13 protein-coding genes are annotated in these 15,723 nt (G+C 67.5%); 4 read left to right on the top strand and 9 right to left on the bottom strand.

Going from position 1 to position 15,723, the window contains the following annotated elements; translation table 11 throughout:
• Positions 1-125: 125 nt before the first annotated feature.
• The 3 genes from ACV22W_RS26775 to ACV22W_RS26765 form a co-directional block, all read right to left on the bottom strand.
• Positions 126-1,925: a M61 family metallopeptidase gene (locus tag ACV22W_RS26775; protein WP_448022539.1), complete on the bottom strand. Its 1,800-nt coding sequence runs from the start codon at positions 1,923-1,925 to the stop codon at positions 126-128.
• 115 nt (positions 1,926-2,040) lie between these two features.
• Positions 2,041-2,769 (bottom strand): DsbC family protein, encoded by a 729-nt coding sequence (locus ACV22W_RS26770; protein ID WP_448022538.1) that lies wholly within the window; start codon positions 2,767-2,769, stop codon positions 2,041-2,043.
• A gap of 90 nt (positions 2,770-2,859) precedes the next feature.
• Positions 2,860-4,038 carry a UbiH/UbiF family hydroxylase gene (locus ACV22W_RS26765; RefSeq protein WP_448022537.1) on the bottom strand — a complete coding sequence of 393 codons (1,179 nt, stop codon included), beginning with the start codon at positions 4,036-4,038 and terminating at the stop codon, positions 2,860-2,862.
• A 247-nt stretch (positions 4,039-4,285) separates the two neighbouring features.
• On the opposite strand from ACV22W_RS26765, the gene ychF reads away from it, so the two are divergent.
• Positions 4,286-5,380, top strand: coding sequence for a redox-regulated ATPase YchF (gene ychF / locus ACV22W_RS26760; RefSeq protein ID WP_448022536.1), 1,095 nt, complete (start codon positions 4,286-4,288; stop codon positions 5,378-5,380).
• Between the two features lie 165 nt (positions 5,381-5,545).
• Here ychF and gabP read toward each other — a convergent pair whose 3' ends face one another.
• The 3 genes from gabP to ACV22W_RS26745 form a co-directional block, all read right to left on the bottom strand.
• Complete coding sequence (gabP, locus tag ACV22W_RS26755) at positions 5,546-6,937, bottom strand: GABA permease (protein ID WP_448022535.1); 1,392 nt, start codon at positions 6,935-6,937, stop codon at positions 5,546-5,548.
• Between the two features lie 471 nt (positions 6,938-7,408).
• A complete protein-coding gene (locus tag ACV22W_RS26750; protein WP_448022553.1) occupies positions 7,409-7,753 on the bottom strand; it encodes an MmcQ/YjbR family DNA-binding protein in 345 nt (114 codons plus the stop codon).
• 104 nt (positions 7,754-7,857) lie between these two features.
• Positions 7,858-9,120 carry an MFS transporter gene (locus ACV22W_RS26745; protein WP_448022534.1) on the bottom strand — a complete coding sequence of 421 codons (1,263 nt, stop codon included), beginning with the start codon at positions 9,118-9,120 and terminating at the stop codon, positions 7,858-7,860.
• Positions 9,121-9,313: 193 nt separating this feature from the next.
• Here ACV22W_RS26745 and gcvA point away from each other — a divergent pair, with 193 nt between their 5' ends.
• The 3 genes from gcvA (at position 9,314) to ettA (ending at position 12,482) form a co-directional block, all read left to right on the top strand.
• Positions 9,314-10,231 (top strand): transcriptional regulator GcvA, encoded by a 918-nt coding sequence (gene gcvA / locus ACV22W_RS26740; protein WP_448022533.1) that lies wholly within the window; start codon positions 9,314-9,316, stop codon positions 10,229-10,231.
• A gap of 89 nt (positions 10,232-10,320) precedes the next feature.
• The gene (locus ACV22W_RS26735) at positions 10,321-10,629 is read left to right on the top strand and encodes a DUF3761 domain-containing protein (protein ID WP_448022552.1); all 309 of its coding nucleotides are present in this window, start codon (positions 10,321-10,323) and stop codon (positions 10,627-10,629) included.
• A gap of 185 nt (positions 10,630-10,814) precedes the next feature.
• Entirely contained in the window at positions 10,815-12,482 is a 1,668-nt protein-coding gene (ettA, locus tag ACV22W_RS26730) for an energy-dependent translational throttle protein EttA (protein WP_059532730.1), read from the top strand.
• Between the two features lie 174 nt (positions 12,483-12,656).
• Here ettA and ACV22W_RS26725 read toward each other — a convergent pair whose 3' ends face one another.
• The 3 genes from ACV22W_RS26725 to ACV22W_RS26715 form a co-directional block, all read right to left on the bottom strand.
• Positions 12,657-13,280 (bottom strand): HAD family hydrolase, encoded by a 624-nt coding sequence (locus ACV22W_RS26725; RefSeq protein WP_059532732.1) that lies wholly within the window; start codon positions 13,278-13,280, stop codon positions 12,657-12,659.
• Entirely contained in the window at positions 13,277-13,828 is a 552-nt protein-coding gene (locus ACV22W_RS26720; protein WP_175916826.1) for a cysteine hydrolase family protein, read from the bottom strand. Before ACV22W_RS26720 ends, ACV22W_RS26725 begins: the two co-directional genes overlap by 4 nt.
• Positions 13,829-13,890: 62 nt before the next feature.
• Positions 13,891-15,705, bottom strand: coding sequence for an aminopeptidase P family protein (locus ACV22W_RS26715; RefSeq protein WP_448022532.1), 1,815 nt, complete (start codon positions 15,703-15,705; stop codon positions 13,891-13,893).
• Positions 15,706-15,723 lie beyond the last annotated feature (18 nt).

Genomic DNA, 15,723 nt, shown 5'->3' with positions numbered 1-15,723 from the left:
CTTCGGTAGCGCGAGTGACGCCATTGTGCGTGGCCGCATGGTTGCGAAAAAGCGGGCTCAAGGCGACGGATTGTTGCAACAGCAGAACAATCAATGATCGCGCCCCGAAACCCGGCCGTGCATGCTCAGCCCTTCAGCCAGGCTTCCCGGGCCTTGTGCGCGGCAGCCGGCTTGGCGGCCGCCGTGAGCCGGTAGCGCGCAACTTCAGGCCCGTCGAGCTTCAGTTTCGCGGTCCGCAGCTCGTCGCGGCGGAATGCGTGCACCTCGACCTTGTCGCCCGGGCGGTAGCGTGCGAGCAGCGCGTCGAGGTTCGTGCCGGTGACGCGCAGTCCATCGAGCGCGATCAGTGTGTCACCAGCCGACAGCCCCGCGCGATGCGCACCGCCGCCTTCGTAAACCGCAGCCAGCGTGCAGTCCGCGCCGCCGCGCAGGCGCGCGCCGATCGTCGGCTTCGCAGCCGCGCCAGGCGCGACCTCCGGCGCGAGCGTCACGCCGAACGGCGCGAGCAGGTCGGCGAGCGGCAGGTCGCGCGTGCCGTGCACGGCGTCGGCGAACAGCCGGCCGAGCGCGACGCCCGTCGCTTCCTCGATCAGCGTCTCGACCTCGTTTTCCTCGACGCCCGCCTGCTTGCCGCGATAGAACTCGCGTCCGTAGCGTTGCCACAGCAAGCGCATCACGTCGTCGAGCGACTTGCGGTTGCGCGTCTGCGCGCGGATCGCGAGATCGAACGCGAGTGCGACGAGCGAACCCTTCGTGTAGTAGCTGACGATCGCATTGGTCGCGTTCTCGTCCTGGCGGTAGTACTTGATCCACGCGTCGAACGAGCTTTCCGCGACGCTCTGCTTCAGTCGCCCCGTGCCGCGCAGCACGCCGCCGACGGTGCGGCCGAGCGCCGCGAAATATTCGTCCTGCGACATCAGCCCGCTGCGCACGAGCATCAGATCGTCGTAATACGACGTGAAGCCCTCGAACAGCCACAACAGCGACGTGTAGTTTTCTCGCGCGAGGTCGTATGGCACGAACGCGGCCGGCTTGATGCGCTTCACGTTCCACGTATGGAAATACTCGTGGCTGCACAGGCCGAGGTACGTGCGATAGCCTTCCGTCGCTTCCGGCCGGCCCTTCACCGGTAGATCGGTGCGGTTGCAGATCAGCGCGGTCGACGCACGGTGCTCGAGGCCGCCGTAGCCGTCGCTGACCGCGAGCGTCATGAACACGTAGCGGTCCATCGGCGCCTTTTTCGATTTCGGCTCGAACAGCGCGATCTGCGCCTCGCACACGCGCTTCAGGTCGGCGCGCAGCCGCTCCATGTCGAGCTGCGTCACGCGCCCGGCGACCACGATGTCGTGCGGCACGCCGTGCGCGTCGAACGTCGCCAGCGCGAATTCGCCGATCGTCACCGGATGGTCGGTGAGTTCATCGTAATTCGACGCGCGGTACGCACCGAACCCGTAGCGCCGGGTGCCGCGCGCCTCGGGCAGCGACGTACCGACGCGCCACGCGCGGAACGCCGGGCCCGCCGGTTTCGCGATGTCGACCTCGCACGGCGCATCCTCGCGGCCGGCCACGCTCAGGAACACGGCCGTGGCATTGAAGAAGCCGCCCGATTGGTCGAGATACGCGGAGCGGACCGACAGGTCCCACGCGTACACGTCGTAGCGAAGCGTCAGCGCGCCGTTCACCGGCGCGGCCTGCCACGTGTTCTTGTCGGTTTTCGCGATCCGCACCTTGCGGCCCGCGTCGTTGAACGCGGCGAGCGTCACGATGTTACGCGCGAATTCGCGCACCAGGTAGCTGCCCGGAATCCACACCGGCAGCGAGAAGCGCTGGCCTTCGGGATCGGGATCGGCGACCGTCACCGACACTTCGAACAGGTGCGCTGCAAGATCTTTCGGGGCAATCGAATAACGGATCGGCTGGGTCATCGTGGGAATCGGACGGAAATCGGACGGAATACGGCGGCGGAAACGAAGAGAGGCGCCGGCTGATATCGCGGGCGCCCCTCGCTGGCCGGGCCATGCGGCCCGGCGTGTCGGTCGGTTACTTGCTCGACGCGAGCGCCTGGTTCAGCTGGTCGGCCGACACCGCGCCCGGCAGGCGGCGGCCATCGGGCAGGAAGATCGTCGGCGTGCCGGTGACGTTCATCCCGCGGCCGAGCGCGAGGTTCTTGTCGAGCGCGGTCGTATCGCAGGTGCCGGCGCCGGTCGGCACGCGATGGTCGAGCATCCAGCCTTCCCAGGTTTTCGCGCGGTCGGTCGCGCACCAGATCGCCTTCGACTTCGCGGTCGAATCGGGTGACAGCACCGGGTACAGGAACGTGTAGACGGTCACGTTGTCGATCGACTGCAGCGTCGTCTCGAGGCGTTTGCAGTACGGGCAGTTCGGATCGGAGAACACCGCGATCTTGCGTGCACCGTTGCCCTTGACGACCTTGATCGCGTTCGCGAGCGGCAGGCTCGCGAAGTCGATCTTGTTGAGGTCGGACAGGCGCGCGTCGGTCAGGTTCTTGTGCGTCTTGGTGTCGACGAGATCGCCGAGCAGCACGTAGTCGCCGGCGGCATCGCTATAGATGATCTGCGTGCCGAGGTTCACTTCGTACAGGCCCGCGACCGGCGATTTCGACACGCTCTTGATCGGTGCGTCGTTGCCGAGACGTGCTTGCAGCGTGGCTTTCAGCTTGTCGGTGGTCTGGTCGGCCTGCGCGGTGCAGCCAAGCGTCGCCATCGTGACGGCCAGCGCCAGCGATGCGATGCGGATCGTTTTTTTCATCCTGTAGTTCCTTCAGCTCAATCGGAGTGCACGTCACAGTGTACGCCGTAACGGAACCCTGTCCGACAGGCCGAAGGCACGAAGGTTCGATCAGCCGAGCGCGGCCGACACGAGCCAGCGCTTCACGAGTGGTTGCGCACCAACGAACGCCATGCCCGCGTTGCGCACCGCCTTCGCAAGGGAGCCGGGCACCGCGAACAGCCGCTGCAGCCCGTCGGTCGCGACCATCAGCGCGCGGATGTCCTCGCGGCGCGAACGCTCGTAGCGGCGCAGGAGCACCGTATCGCCGAGGTTGCGGAAGCTCTCCTTGTTCGCGATCGCGTCGGCGAGCGCCGCGACGTCGCGCAGCCCGAGGTTCATCCCCTGCCCCGCGAGCGGGTGAATCAGGTGTGCGGCATCGCCGACCAGCGCGACACGCGGGGCGATCAGCTTGTCGACGGTCTGCAGCGCGAGCGGGAAGCCGGCCGCCGGCGTCACGCATTCGAGCGCGCCGAGCTGGCCGTGCGACACGCGCTCGACTTCGGCCGCGAGCTGCGCGGGATCGAGCGTGAGCAGTTCGTCCGCGTGCGCGGTGTGCGCGGACCACACGAGCGATACGTGACCGTCCGGCAGCGGCAGCAACGCGATGATCTCGCCTTCGTGAAACCACTGGCAGGCCGTCTCGCGGTGCGGCAGCGACGCCTTGAAGTTCGCGACGACGCCCGTCTGCCGGTAATCGCGCCGCTCGACCTTGGCCCCCATTTGGGAGCGCACCCACGAATGCGCGCCGTCCGCACCGACCACGAGGTCCGCTTCGAGCACCTGGCCCGACGACAGCGTGAGCACCGCCGCGTCGTCGCGCACGTCGAAGCCCTGCGCGCGCGCATCGAACCACGTGAGGTTCGGCTGAAACCGCAGCGCGGCGTCGAGCGACGTCTCGATCAGCGACGATTCGGCGATCCAGGCCAGTTGCGGCACGGAAGCCTGGTACGCGGAGAAATGCAGTTCCGCGTGTGCGTCGCCGTACACGCGCATGTCGTAGACCGGCGCGAGCCGGCCATGGTCGAGCGCCTGCCAGATCCGCAGCCGCTCCAGCAATGCCTGCGAGCTGGACGACAGCGCGTAGATGCGCGTGTCGAACGCGAGATCGGCGGGGCGCGGCGTGGCCGGCTGGGCGAGCAAGGCGGTCTTGCAGCCGGACTGGGTCAGCGCGAGCGCGGCCGTCTTGCCGACGAGCCCGCCGCCGACCACGGCGACGTCGAAGGTGTGGTGGGCAGTCATGGCGGGCATTATAGCTGCGGGGCCAATCCCTTACGCGGCCGGACTTTGCGGGAAATCAGCATAATCGCGGGCCGGCCCGGCAGCGCGGCGGCCCGTCGCATCGGCCATTCGGGGGAAGGCCGGAAACCCGGGCGTCGGCACGGTACAATAGCGCCTTTGAACGTCGGCCCGCCGTGCCCCACGCGCCGGCCGTCCCTATTTTCCCGCGCCGCCGTGCCCTGTCCGGCTGCGCCGCCTTACCCGTCCGAAGGATTCCATGAGTCTCAAATGCGGCATCGTCGGCTTGCCCAACGTCGGCAAGTCCACCCTGTTCAATGCGCTGACCAAGGCCGGCATCGCCGCCGAGAACTACCCGTTCTGCACGATCGAACCGAACGTCGGCATCGTCGAGGTGCCGGACGCCCGCCTGAAGGCGCTCGCCGAGATCATCAACCCCGAGCGCATCGTGCCGGCCGTCGTCGAATTCGTCGACATCGCGGGCCTCGTCGCGGGCGCGAGCAAGGGTGAAGGTCTCGGCAACCAGTTCCTCGCAAACATCCGCGAAACCGATGCGATCACGCACGTCGTGCGTTGCTTCGAGGACGACAACGTCATCCACGTCGCCGGCAAGGTCAGCCCGATCGACGACATCGAAGTGATCAATACCGAACTCGCGCTCGCCGACCTCGGCACTGTCGAGAAGGCACTCACGCGCTACTCGAAGGCCGCGAAGTCGGGCAACGACAAGGAAGCTGTGAAGCTCGCCGCGGTGCTGGAAAAGGTTCGCGCGCATCTCGACCAGGGCAAGGCCGTGCGCGGCCTCGATCTGTCGGACGACGAGCAGGCGCTGCTCAAGCCGTTCTGCCTGATCACCGCGAAGCCGGCCATGTACGTCGCGAACGTGAAGGACGACGGCTTCGAGAACAACCCGCACCTCGAAGCGGTGCGCAAGTACGCGGAAAGCGAGAACTCGCCGGTCGTCGCGGTGTGCGCGGCGATCGAGGCGGAAATCGCCGACCTCGACGATGCGGACAAGGAAGCGTTCCTCGCCGACATGGGCATGGAAGAGCCGGGCCTCGACCGCGTGATCCGCGCGGGCTTCAAGCTGCTCGGCCTGCAGACTTACTTCACCGCGGGCGTGAAGGAAGTGCGCGCGTGGACGATCCACATCGGCGATACCGCTCCGCAAGCGGCCGGCGTGATCCACACCGACTTCGAGCGCGGCTTCATTCGCGCGCAGACGATCGCATTCGACGATTTCATCGCGTACAAGGGTGAACAGGGTGCGAAGGAAGCCGGCAAGATGCGCGCGGAAGGGAAGGAATACGTCGTGCACGACGGCGATGTGATGAACTTCCTGTTCAACGTCTGATACATGCAATGCTGATGCCGTGCGATACGCACGGCATCGCACGATGCGCATCCGGCACGAAAAGCAAATGGGCCGATTGGCAAATGCCAATCGGCCCATTTTTCATCCACGGACCTGCCCGTCGGCCAAAGACGAGCACTCGCCCGCCCTCGGATCGTCACGTCATCAGGTCGCCGACACCCGCGGCCCCGCACCGGCTCGCGCATCACGACCGCGCTTGTTCAACCACGAAGCAAACAGCACGAGCAGCGCGAGCACGGCGGTCGCACCGACTTCCATCCGGTGTTCCTCGCTGACGAACATCACGGTCAGCGTGCCGCAGATGAACAGGATCACCGCCCACGTGAGCCACGGGAACAGCCACATCCGCAGCGTCAGGTCGGCGCCGCCCGATTCGAGCGTCTTGCGCATCCGCAGTTGCGAGATCGCGATCACGAGATACACGAGCAGTGCGATCGCGCCCGACGTCGCCAGCAGGAAGCCGAATACCTGCTCCGGCATCAGGTAGTTCGCGATCACGGTCAGAAAACCGAATGCGGTCGATGCGAGCACGGCAGCGCGCGGCGTGCCGGTCGAATCGGTGCTGTGCAGGAACGCGGGCGCGTCCTTGCGCTTGGACAGCGAGAACAGCATTCGCGACGCGGTGTACAGCGCGGAATTCAGGCAGCTCGCGACCGACACGAGCACGATCACGTCGATGATCGCCTTCGCGTTCGGAACGCCGATCAACTCCATCGCGCGCTGATACGAGCCGTGCTTCGGCAGCAGCGGATCGTTCCACGGCACGATGGCCGCGACGACGAGGATCGAGCCGAGATAGAACAGCGTGATACGCCAGATGACGGAGTTCGTCGCACGCACGATCTGGCGTTGCGGGTTGTCCGACTCGGCAGCCGCAATCGTCACGATCTCGGTGCCGAGGAACGAGAACATCGTCGTCAGCATCGCCGCGAGCACCGCGCCGGCGCCGTTCGGCATGAAGCCCTGGTGCGCGAAGAGGTTCGACACGCCCGATACGGCCGGCGCGGGCACGATACCGACGATCGCCGCACCGCCGATGCACAGGAACACGACGATCGCGACGACCTTGATCAGGGCGAACCAGAATTCGAACTCGCCGTAGTTCTTGACCGAGAAGAGGTTGGTGATCGTCAACAGCAACGTGATGCCGAGCGCGAAGATCCAGGTCGCGACGCCGGGGAACCATGCATTGAGAATGGTCGCGGCGGCCGTCGCCTCGATCGGGATCACGAGCACCCAGAACCACCAGTACAGCCAGCCGATGGTGAAGCCGGCCCAGTGACCGATCGCGCGATCGGCATAGGTCGAGAACGAACCACTGTCCGGATGCGCGACGGCCATCTCGCCGAGCATGCGCATCACCAGCACGACCAGGACGCCCGCGATCGCATACGCGAGGATCGAAGCCGGGCCGGCTTCCGCGATCGCATGGCCGGAGCCGACGAACAAGCCGGCGCCGATGACGCCGGCAATCGACATCATCGTCACGTGACGCTGCTTCAGACCCGTGCCGAGGCCTGTGTTGCTTCCACTCATGTGTCTCTCTCCAAAAAACGGTTCCGATATGACCGGGTGTCGCGTGAAGGCGGCGCGGGATTTGTCGTTGTTGAATCCGGCAGCCCATCCCGCATGCGGGGCACGCGGGTGGGCAGCCGGATCGGGCCTGTTCCGGTCGGTGCGCGACGCAGTCTGCGAAGCTGCGGGTGCGATGCGGCACACGGGGCGCCGGCGCATCGCGTGCGCCCTATCCGTCGGCCGTCGGTCAGCCGCCTTCGAAGCGAAGGAGTGTAAGCATCAAACGGTTCTTGACTAAGAACCAATTGAAGAATTTCGATGGGACCACTTGTTGCATCGACGCAAACCGATGCAACGCTTGGTCTGATTCGGCGCCTGCTTATGAGCCGCCGGATCGGGAAATGCGCGGTGAGACATGCCCGCGCGACATCGCAACGGACGCATTCCATCGACGAGGCTTGCGTGCCGCGCAGCAGACGCTGCGCCGAATGGTCAGGTGGCGCCGTCCGGCCCTGCGTCCCGCCATTTGGCCGGCACGATGGCGTGCCATTCTCGCAGAAGGAGGTTTTTCACGGCGTCGGGATGCGCGGCCGACAGGCGCACCAGCACGATCGGCCAACCCGCATAGTGGTCGGTCACGTAATACACGTCGGGCTCCGATTCGATCAGCCACGCGCGCTCGTCGGGGCCGACGCCCTTCACGACGAGCGTGTCGCAATCCTCGCGCAGGCGCGCGAGCATCTTGCCCCTCACCCTGAGTGCGGGCGTGCCGTACGACGTGCCCTCCTCGACACCCCGCCATGCCAGCGCGATCCGCCGAACTTCATCGAATGTCACGATGCGCCCCCGCCCGTTGGTGATCGACGTCCCGGACAACGTAGCGGAAATTGTGGCGGACGCCTAGCCGAGCTGCGTCCGGCCGCGCGCCCGGCGACGAGCGTCTAGCGGCCGGCCGCGTGCGCCGCCACCGGCGCGCGACCGGTGGCGGCAACGATCGCGAACGCGATCGCATTCGCGGCCGCGCTGGCGAGGATCGGCACGAGATAGCCGCCGCCCGCGTCGTAGATGAAACCGGCGGCGGCAGGCCCGATCAGCGTACCGAACGCGACGCTCGTGTACAGCATGCCGATGATCGCGCTCACGTTGCGGCCGCCGAAGTAGTCCATCACGACGGCCGGCAGCACGGCGACCCAGCCGCCGTAGAACACGCCGAACACGAGTGCGAACGCGGCCAACGTCGCGACGCTCCCGGCGCCGGCCCACGCGACGAGCGCGGCCGCCATGCCTGCGAACATCGCGAGCAGCGACGCGCGGCGGCCGAAGCGGTCGGCGACGCCGCCGAGGAAGAAGCGCCCTGCCGTGCTGCCGACACCGATCGCGCCGAGCAGCAGCACGGCCGTCGACGGCGCGACGCCCCGATCGAGCGCGTATGGCACGAGATGCACGAACGGCACGAACACGCCGAACGAGCAGACGAGGCATGCCGCATACAGGCTCGCGAACGGCCGCGACGTGACGGCTTCGCGCACGGTCGCGCCGGCGGGTGCTGATGAAGCGGCACCGGCCAGCCCGTCGCCCGATTGCGCACGCGCCGCATCGCCGTCGGGCAGCAATCCGCGCCCGCGCGGATCGTTCTCGATCAGCAGCGACATGCCCGCACCCACCACCACCGCGATCGCCGCGAGGGCGACATACGCGCCGCGCCAGCCGACGTGCGCGATCAGCACGGATGCGAGCGGCGGCATCACGAGCGTGCCGACGCCGATCCCCGCGACCGCGAGCCCCGACGCGAAGCCGCGCCGCCGCACGAACCAGCGCTGCACGGCGCCCACGGCCGGCACGTACGCGCAGCCGACGCCGAGGCCGACACCGAGCCCGTACGCGACATAGACCTGCAGCAGCGTATGCGCGGCACCGGCCGCCGCGAGACCGGCGGCCGTCAGCAACATGCCGGCGACGGCGAGCCGCCGGGAGCCGAAGCGATCGGCAAGCGGGCCGCTGACGATGCCGAAGCCGAAATACAGGAAGCCGGCCAGCGAGAACACGAGCGAGATCTGACCGCGCGATGCCGCGAAATCCCGCTGCAGCGATTCGACGAACGCGCTGAACGTGTATGCACTGCCGAAGCCGACGAACGTGACGGCGAACGCCGCCGCCACCACATACCAGCCGTAGAAGACGCGCGATGCGCGCAGGCCGCTCATGACGATCCTCCTCTCGGGTTCCGCCGGACGCCGCACGGCGCCCGGATTGCCTCATGGATATAGTTGAACTATGTTGATCGCATCGACAGCGCAAAACCCGGCCACGACGATACGATCAAATGCAACAACGGTACTCGTGCATGCTCGTCGCCTCAAACGATATTTCGTCGGTCCTTCGATTTAGAAAAACTCAATGATTCGTTCCCGCCTGCCACCGCTCAACGCGTTGCGTGCGTTCGAGGCGGCCGCCCGCCACCTGTCGGTGAAATCGGCGGCCGAGGAGTTGTCGGTCACGCCGGGGGCGGTGAGCCAGATGATCCGCACGCTCGAGACGCACCTCGGCGTACAGCTGTTCGAACGCGTGAATCGCGGCATCCTGCTGACCGCCGCGGGCCGCGATTACCTGCCGCCCGTGCGCAACGCGTTCCGGCAGATCGCCGACGCGTCGCAGCGCGTGTCGGGTGCCGCCGACAGCGGCGTGCTGACGGTGAGCGTCACACCCTTTTTTGCGTCCGCGTGGCTCGTGCCGCGCCTCGCGCAGTTTCGCGACGCGTGTCCGGACGTCGACCTGCAGATCGTCACGAGCCACGCGCTCGCCGATTTCTCGCGCGACGGCGTCGACGTCGCGATCCGTCACGGTCTCGGCCGCTACATCGGCCTCTGCAGCGAACGGCTGCTGACCGTGGAGATCGTCGCGCTCGCGGCGCCGGCACTCGTCGCGCGGCTGGGCGTGCCGGCCACACCCGCCGACCTGGCCGGATGGCCGCATCTGCACGACGCCGAGCGCAAGGGCTGGCACATCTGGTTCGACGCGCAGCGAATCGCCGATTTCGGCCCGCCGCGCGGCCCCGCGTTCGACGATTCCGGCCTGTTGCTGCAGGCGATCCTCGCCGGCCAGGGCGCAGGCCTGCTTCCGGCGGCGATGGTGCGCAACGAGCTCGCGAGCGGCCGGCTCGTGCAGCTTGCCGACGTCGCGTGGCTCGACGATTTCGCGTACTACCTCGTCTATCCGCCGCACCATGCGGAACGCGCGAAAGTCGCCGCGTTCCGCCGATGGATTCTCGAGGCCGCACAGGCCGATGGAGCGGCGTCGATGACCGGCGCGGCGTAGCGTCGCTGCCCCGCAGGGCGGCGACGACGATCTTCGGCCGATCGGCTAACATGCGGCCCGCAACCGACAACGATATCCGGAGAGCGACCATACCTGCCCTGCTCCGCCGCATGACGCGCATCGCGACCCTGTCGGCCGCGCTGTTCGTCGCGTGCGCCGCGCTGCCGCCCGCGGCGCACGCGTATCGCGCGTCGCCCGGCTACGCCAACGAAGCCGACCTCGACCGGCACGACACGTACCGCAATCGCGACGGCGACACCGTCCATTCGCCGGCCCACTCGAAATCGGGCCGCGTGCCCGAGGGCGCGAGCGCGCGCTGTCGCGACGGCACGTACAGTTTCAGCCGCCATCGGCGCGGCACCTGCTCGGGGCACGGCGGCGTCGCCGCGTGGCTGTGAACGCGCGTCGGCCGGATGGCCTGCGCGGTGCCAGCGGCAACCGGCGGCGAAGTACAATACGCGCTCGCGCCGCCAATCCGCGGCGACACCGCCTCGCCCCGCGCGGCACGCTCCGTACCGAATCACCCGACGCCACGCACGCGCGCTGCGCGGCAGTCTCAACCTTTTCTGACTTTCACACCCAAATGGCCCAATACGTTTTCACGATGAACCGGGTCGGCAAGATCGTGCCGCCCAAGCGCCAGATCCTGAAGGACATCTCGCTGTCGTTCTTTCCCGGCGCGAAGATCGGCGTGCTCGGCCTGAACGGCTCGGGCAAGTCGACGCTGATCCGCATCATGGCGGGCGTCGACAATGAAATCGAAGGCGAAGCGACGCCGATGCCGAACCTGAACATCGGCTACCTGCCGCAGGAACCGCAGCTCGACCCGACGAAAACCGTACGCGAAGCCGTCGAGGAAGGCCTCGGCGATCTGTTCCAGGCGAACAAGAAGCTCGAGGAAATCTACGCCGCGTATGCGGAACCGGACGCCGACTTCGACGCACTCGCGGCCGAGCAGGCGAAGTACGAAGCGATCCTCGCGTCGAGCGACGGCGGCAGCCCCGAGCAGCAACTCGAAGTGGCCGCCGACGCGCTGCGCCTGCCGGCGTGGGACGCGAAGATCGAGCACCTGTCGGGCGGCGAAAAGCGCCGCGTCGCGCTGTGCAAGCTGCTGCTCGAGAAGCCGGACATGTTGCTGCTCGACGAACCGACCAACCACCTCGACGCCGAATCGGTCGACTGGCTCGAGCAGTTCCTGGTGCGTTTCCCGGGCACGGTCGTCGCCGTCACCCACGATCGCTACTTCCTCGACAACGCGGCCGAGTGGATTCTCGAACTCGATCGCGGCCACGGCATTCCGTGGAAGGGCAACTACAGCAGCTGGCTCGACCAGAAGGAAGAGCGCCTGAAGCAGGAAGAAGCGTCCGAATCGGCGCGCCAGAAGGCGATCAAGAAGGAGCTGGAGTGGGTGCGCCAGAACCCGAAGGGCCGCCAGGCGAAGTCGAAGGCGCGTATCGCGCGCTTCGAGGAGCTGAACAGCCAGGAATACCAGAAGCGCAACGAAACGCAGGAAATCTTCATTCCGGTCGGCGACCGCCTCGGCAATGAAGTGATCGAGTTCAAGAACGTCAGCAAGTCGTTCGGCGACCGCCTGCTGATCGACAACCTGAACTTCAAGATTCCGGCCGGCGCGATCGTCGGCATCATCGGCCCGAACGGCGCCGGCAAGTCGACGCTGTTCAAGATGCTGACCGGCAAGGAACAACCGGATTCGGGCGAAGTCGTGATGGGCCCGACCGTGAAGCTAGCGTACGTCGACCAGAGCCGCGACGCGCTCGACGGCTCGAAGACGGTGTTCGAGGAAATCTCGGGCGGCGCCGACGTGCTGACGGTCGGCAAGTACGAAACGCCGTCGCGGGCATACATCGGCCGCTTCAACTTCAAGGGCGGCGACCAGCAGAAGATCGTCGGCAACCTGTCCGGCGGCGAACGCGGCCGCCTGCACCTCGCGAAGACGCTGATCTCCGGCGGCAACGTGCTGCTGCTCGACGAACCGTCGAACGACCTCGACGTCGAAACGCTGCGCGCGCTGGAAGACGCGCTGCTCGAATTCGCGGGCTCGGTGATGGTGATTTCGCACGATCGCTGGTTCCTCGACCGGATCGCGACGCACATCCTCGCGTTCGAAGGCGATTCGCAGGTCACGTTCTTCGACGGCAACTACCAGGAATACGAAGCCGACAAGCGTGCGCGCCTCGGCGAGGAAGCCGCGAAGCCGAAGCGTCTGCGCTACAAGCCGATCAGCCGCTGAACGGCGCGGCCCTTGCACCCGGCAGCGCGGCAACGCGGAGCCGGATGCAGAAAGCGGCCGCTGCCGGCTCGGCAAAGCAAGAAAGCGGGCTCATTGAACTGAACCGTCCAACTTCCGGGGTTCAGTTCACATGGCCCGCTTTTTTGCATCCGTCTGACGTAGGCTGCCGGGAGACTACGCGAGCGCGCCCAGCTCGCGCAAACGCGCCTCGGTCGCGGCCGCGCTCGTGTGATGAATGCCGTGCCAGCCGAGCGCCGTCGCGGCCGCCGCGTTCTTCGCGTTGTCGTCGATGAACACGAGTTCGTGTGGCGCGATGCCCGGCAGGAACGGATCGATCCGCGCATGCATTTCGCGGTAGATCGCCGGATCGGGTTTCACGAGCTTCACGCGGCCGGACACGACGATGTCCTTGAAGCGCCGCAGCACCGGGAAGTTGTCCCACGCATACGGAAACGTCTGCGCGGACCAGTTGGTCAGCCCGAAGAGCGGCATTCCCTGCGCATCGAGCCGGTCGACCAGCGCGGCGCCTTCGTCGAGCACACCGCCGATCATCTCGTGCCAGCGCGCGTAGAACGCGCGGATCAGCGCCTCGTGCGCCGGAAACTTCGCGACGAGCTCGCTCGTTCCTTCGTCGATCGTCTGCCCGCCGTCCTGGCGGATCACCCAGTCCATCGCGCACACGTGCGTGAGGAACCAGCGGCGCTCGGCTTCGTCCGGAATCAGTTGCCGGTACAGATACTCGGGGCTCCAGTCGATCAGCACGCCGCCGAAATCGAACACCACCGCCTTGATCGTCATGCGAACTCCGTGGCGAGCACGTCGGCAAGCGGACGCGGCGTCACCGAATTGCCCGACAGCGTATTGTTTTCCCACACGAAGTGGTGATGCGCGACGATCTGCGCGGCCGACAGGTGCGTGCGCTCGTTCGTCGTGTGCAGGTCGGACACGACGGTCGTCCGGTAGCCGAGCAGTGCTGCGCGGCGCGCGGCCGAATCGACGCAGAACTCGGTCGCATAACCGCAGATCAGCACCGAACGGATGCCGTGGCCGTCGAGCTGCGCGGCGAGCGGCGTGTCGTGGAACGAATCGCTCATCTGCTTGCGGATGTGCCAGTCGGCACGCCCGACGATCAGTTCCTCATGCAGCGCCCAGCCTGGCGTGCCGGGCACGATATCGTCGTCCGCGTCGCCGTCGTGCTGCACGAAGCACACGGGCGCGTTCGCCGCGCGCGCCGCCGCCGTCAGCCGGTTAATGCCCGACACGACGTCGTCGAGCCGGTACGCGGGCCGCGCCCGCTGCACCAGTCCGCGCTGCATGTCGATCACGATCACTGCGGTGTCTGCCATCGGTTGCCCTCTCGGTCATGGTCCGGCCGTCGCGCGGCCGTTGTCGCTCGTTGCGCGTCGCGTCAGATCGGCTGCGTGCGCGCGTCGAGCCACGCCTTCGCGTCGCCGCTCACGTGCCGGCCGACGCGCTCGCGCACGGTCGCGTGATACGTGTTCAGCCACGCGCGCTCTTCTTCATGCAGCATCTCGACCAGCACGCAGCGCGTGTCGATCGGACACAGCGTCAGCGTCTCGAACGCGAGGAAGTCGCCGAACTCGGTCTGCCCGCCCGCGCGGTTCACGACCAGGTTCTCGATCCGGATGCCCCATTTGCCGGGCCGGTATACGCCCGGCTCGATCGACGTGATCATCCCCTCTTCCATCGCGGTGTACGGCTCGGCCGGCGCGTAGTGCGAGATGACCTGCGGGCCCTCGTGCACGTTCAGGAAGTAGCCGACGCCGTGGCCGGTGCCGTGGCCGTAGTCGAGCCCGGCCGCCCACATCGGCGCGCGCGCGATCGCGTCGAGCATCGGCGAGCGGATGCCGCGCGGGAAACGTGCACGCGACAGCGCCATCATCGACTTCAGCACGATCGTGAAATCGCGGCGCTGCAGGTCGCTGACCGTGCCGACCGGCACGACGCGCGTGATGTCGGTCGTGCCGGTCGTGTACTGGCCGCCCGAATCGACGAGCAGCAGGCCGTCGCCGGCGATCGTCGCGTGCGACTCGGGCGTCGCGCGATAGTGCGGCATCGCGCCGTTCGCGTTGAAGCCGGCGATCGTCGCGAAGCTCGGCGACACGTAGCCGGGGCGCCGTGCCCGCGCGGCCGTGAGCTGCTCGTCGATCGTCAGCTCGGTGATCTTCTCGCGGTTCACCGCCTGCTCGAACCACGCGAAGAATTCGGCGAGCGCGGCGCCGTCGTGCTCCATCGTCACGCGCACGTGCTCGATCTCGGCGGACGTCTTGCGCGACTTCGCGAACGTCGACGGGTTCACGGCCTCGACCAGCTTCACGCCGGCCGGCACGGCCTCGAGCGTGCCGAACGTCACGCGGCGCGGGTCGATCAGCAGCGTCGCGCCGTCGGGCAGCGCCGCGAGCGCCGCGCGCGCGGCGTCATACGCGCGGACCTCGACGCCATCCCGCGCGAGCGACGCAGCAAGCGCCGGCGACACCTTGCCATCGGCGACGAACAGCGTCGCGCGGTCGGCGCCGATCATCGCGTGCGCGACGAACACGGGGTTGAAGTTGACGTCGGCGCCGCGCAGGTTGAACAGCCACGCGAGATCGTCGAGCGTCGACACGAAATGCCATTGCGCGCCCTGCGCGTGCATCGCGCGGCGCACTTCGGCGAGCTTGCTTGCGCGCGTCGTGTCGGCCTGCGGCGCCACGTGCTCGAACACCGCGTCGCCCGGCAGCCCCGGGCGCTCCGGCCAGATCGCGTCGAGCAGGTCGAGATCGGTGCGCAGCGCGATGCCGCGCGCGTTCAGCGCGGCCGTCAGCGCGCGTGCCGCCGCGACGCCGAGCACGGCGCCGTCGACGCCGACCGTCGCACCGGCCGGCACGTTCTGAGCGAGCCAGTCGACATGCGGCGCGCTTTGCTGCCCGCCCGTCATCTTCATCAGCTGGACGCCCGTGCCGGCGAGTTCCGCCTCGGCCTGCACCCAGTAACGGCTGTCGACCCACAAGCCCGCGAAATCCGCGGTCACGACCAGCGTGCCGACGGAGCCGGTGAAACCGGACAGCCAGCGGCGCGCCTGCCAGCGTTCGGGCAGGTACTCGGACAGGTGAGGATCGGCGGACGGCACGAGATAGGCGGCCAGGTCCTCGCGGACCATCGCGCCGCGCAGCAGCGCGAGGCGGGCCGGCACCGACGAGACTTCGGGGAGACGGGCATTCATGATTTCACCTGAGGGCTT

Source organism: Burkholderia sp. AW49-1 (assembly GCF_053427845.1).
The sequence above is the reverse complement of the archived record's forward strand: the minus strand, read 5'-3'. Positions and strand labels throughout refer to the sequence as shown.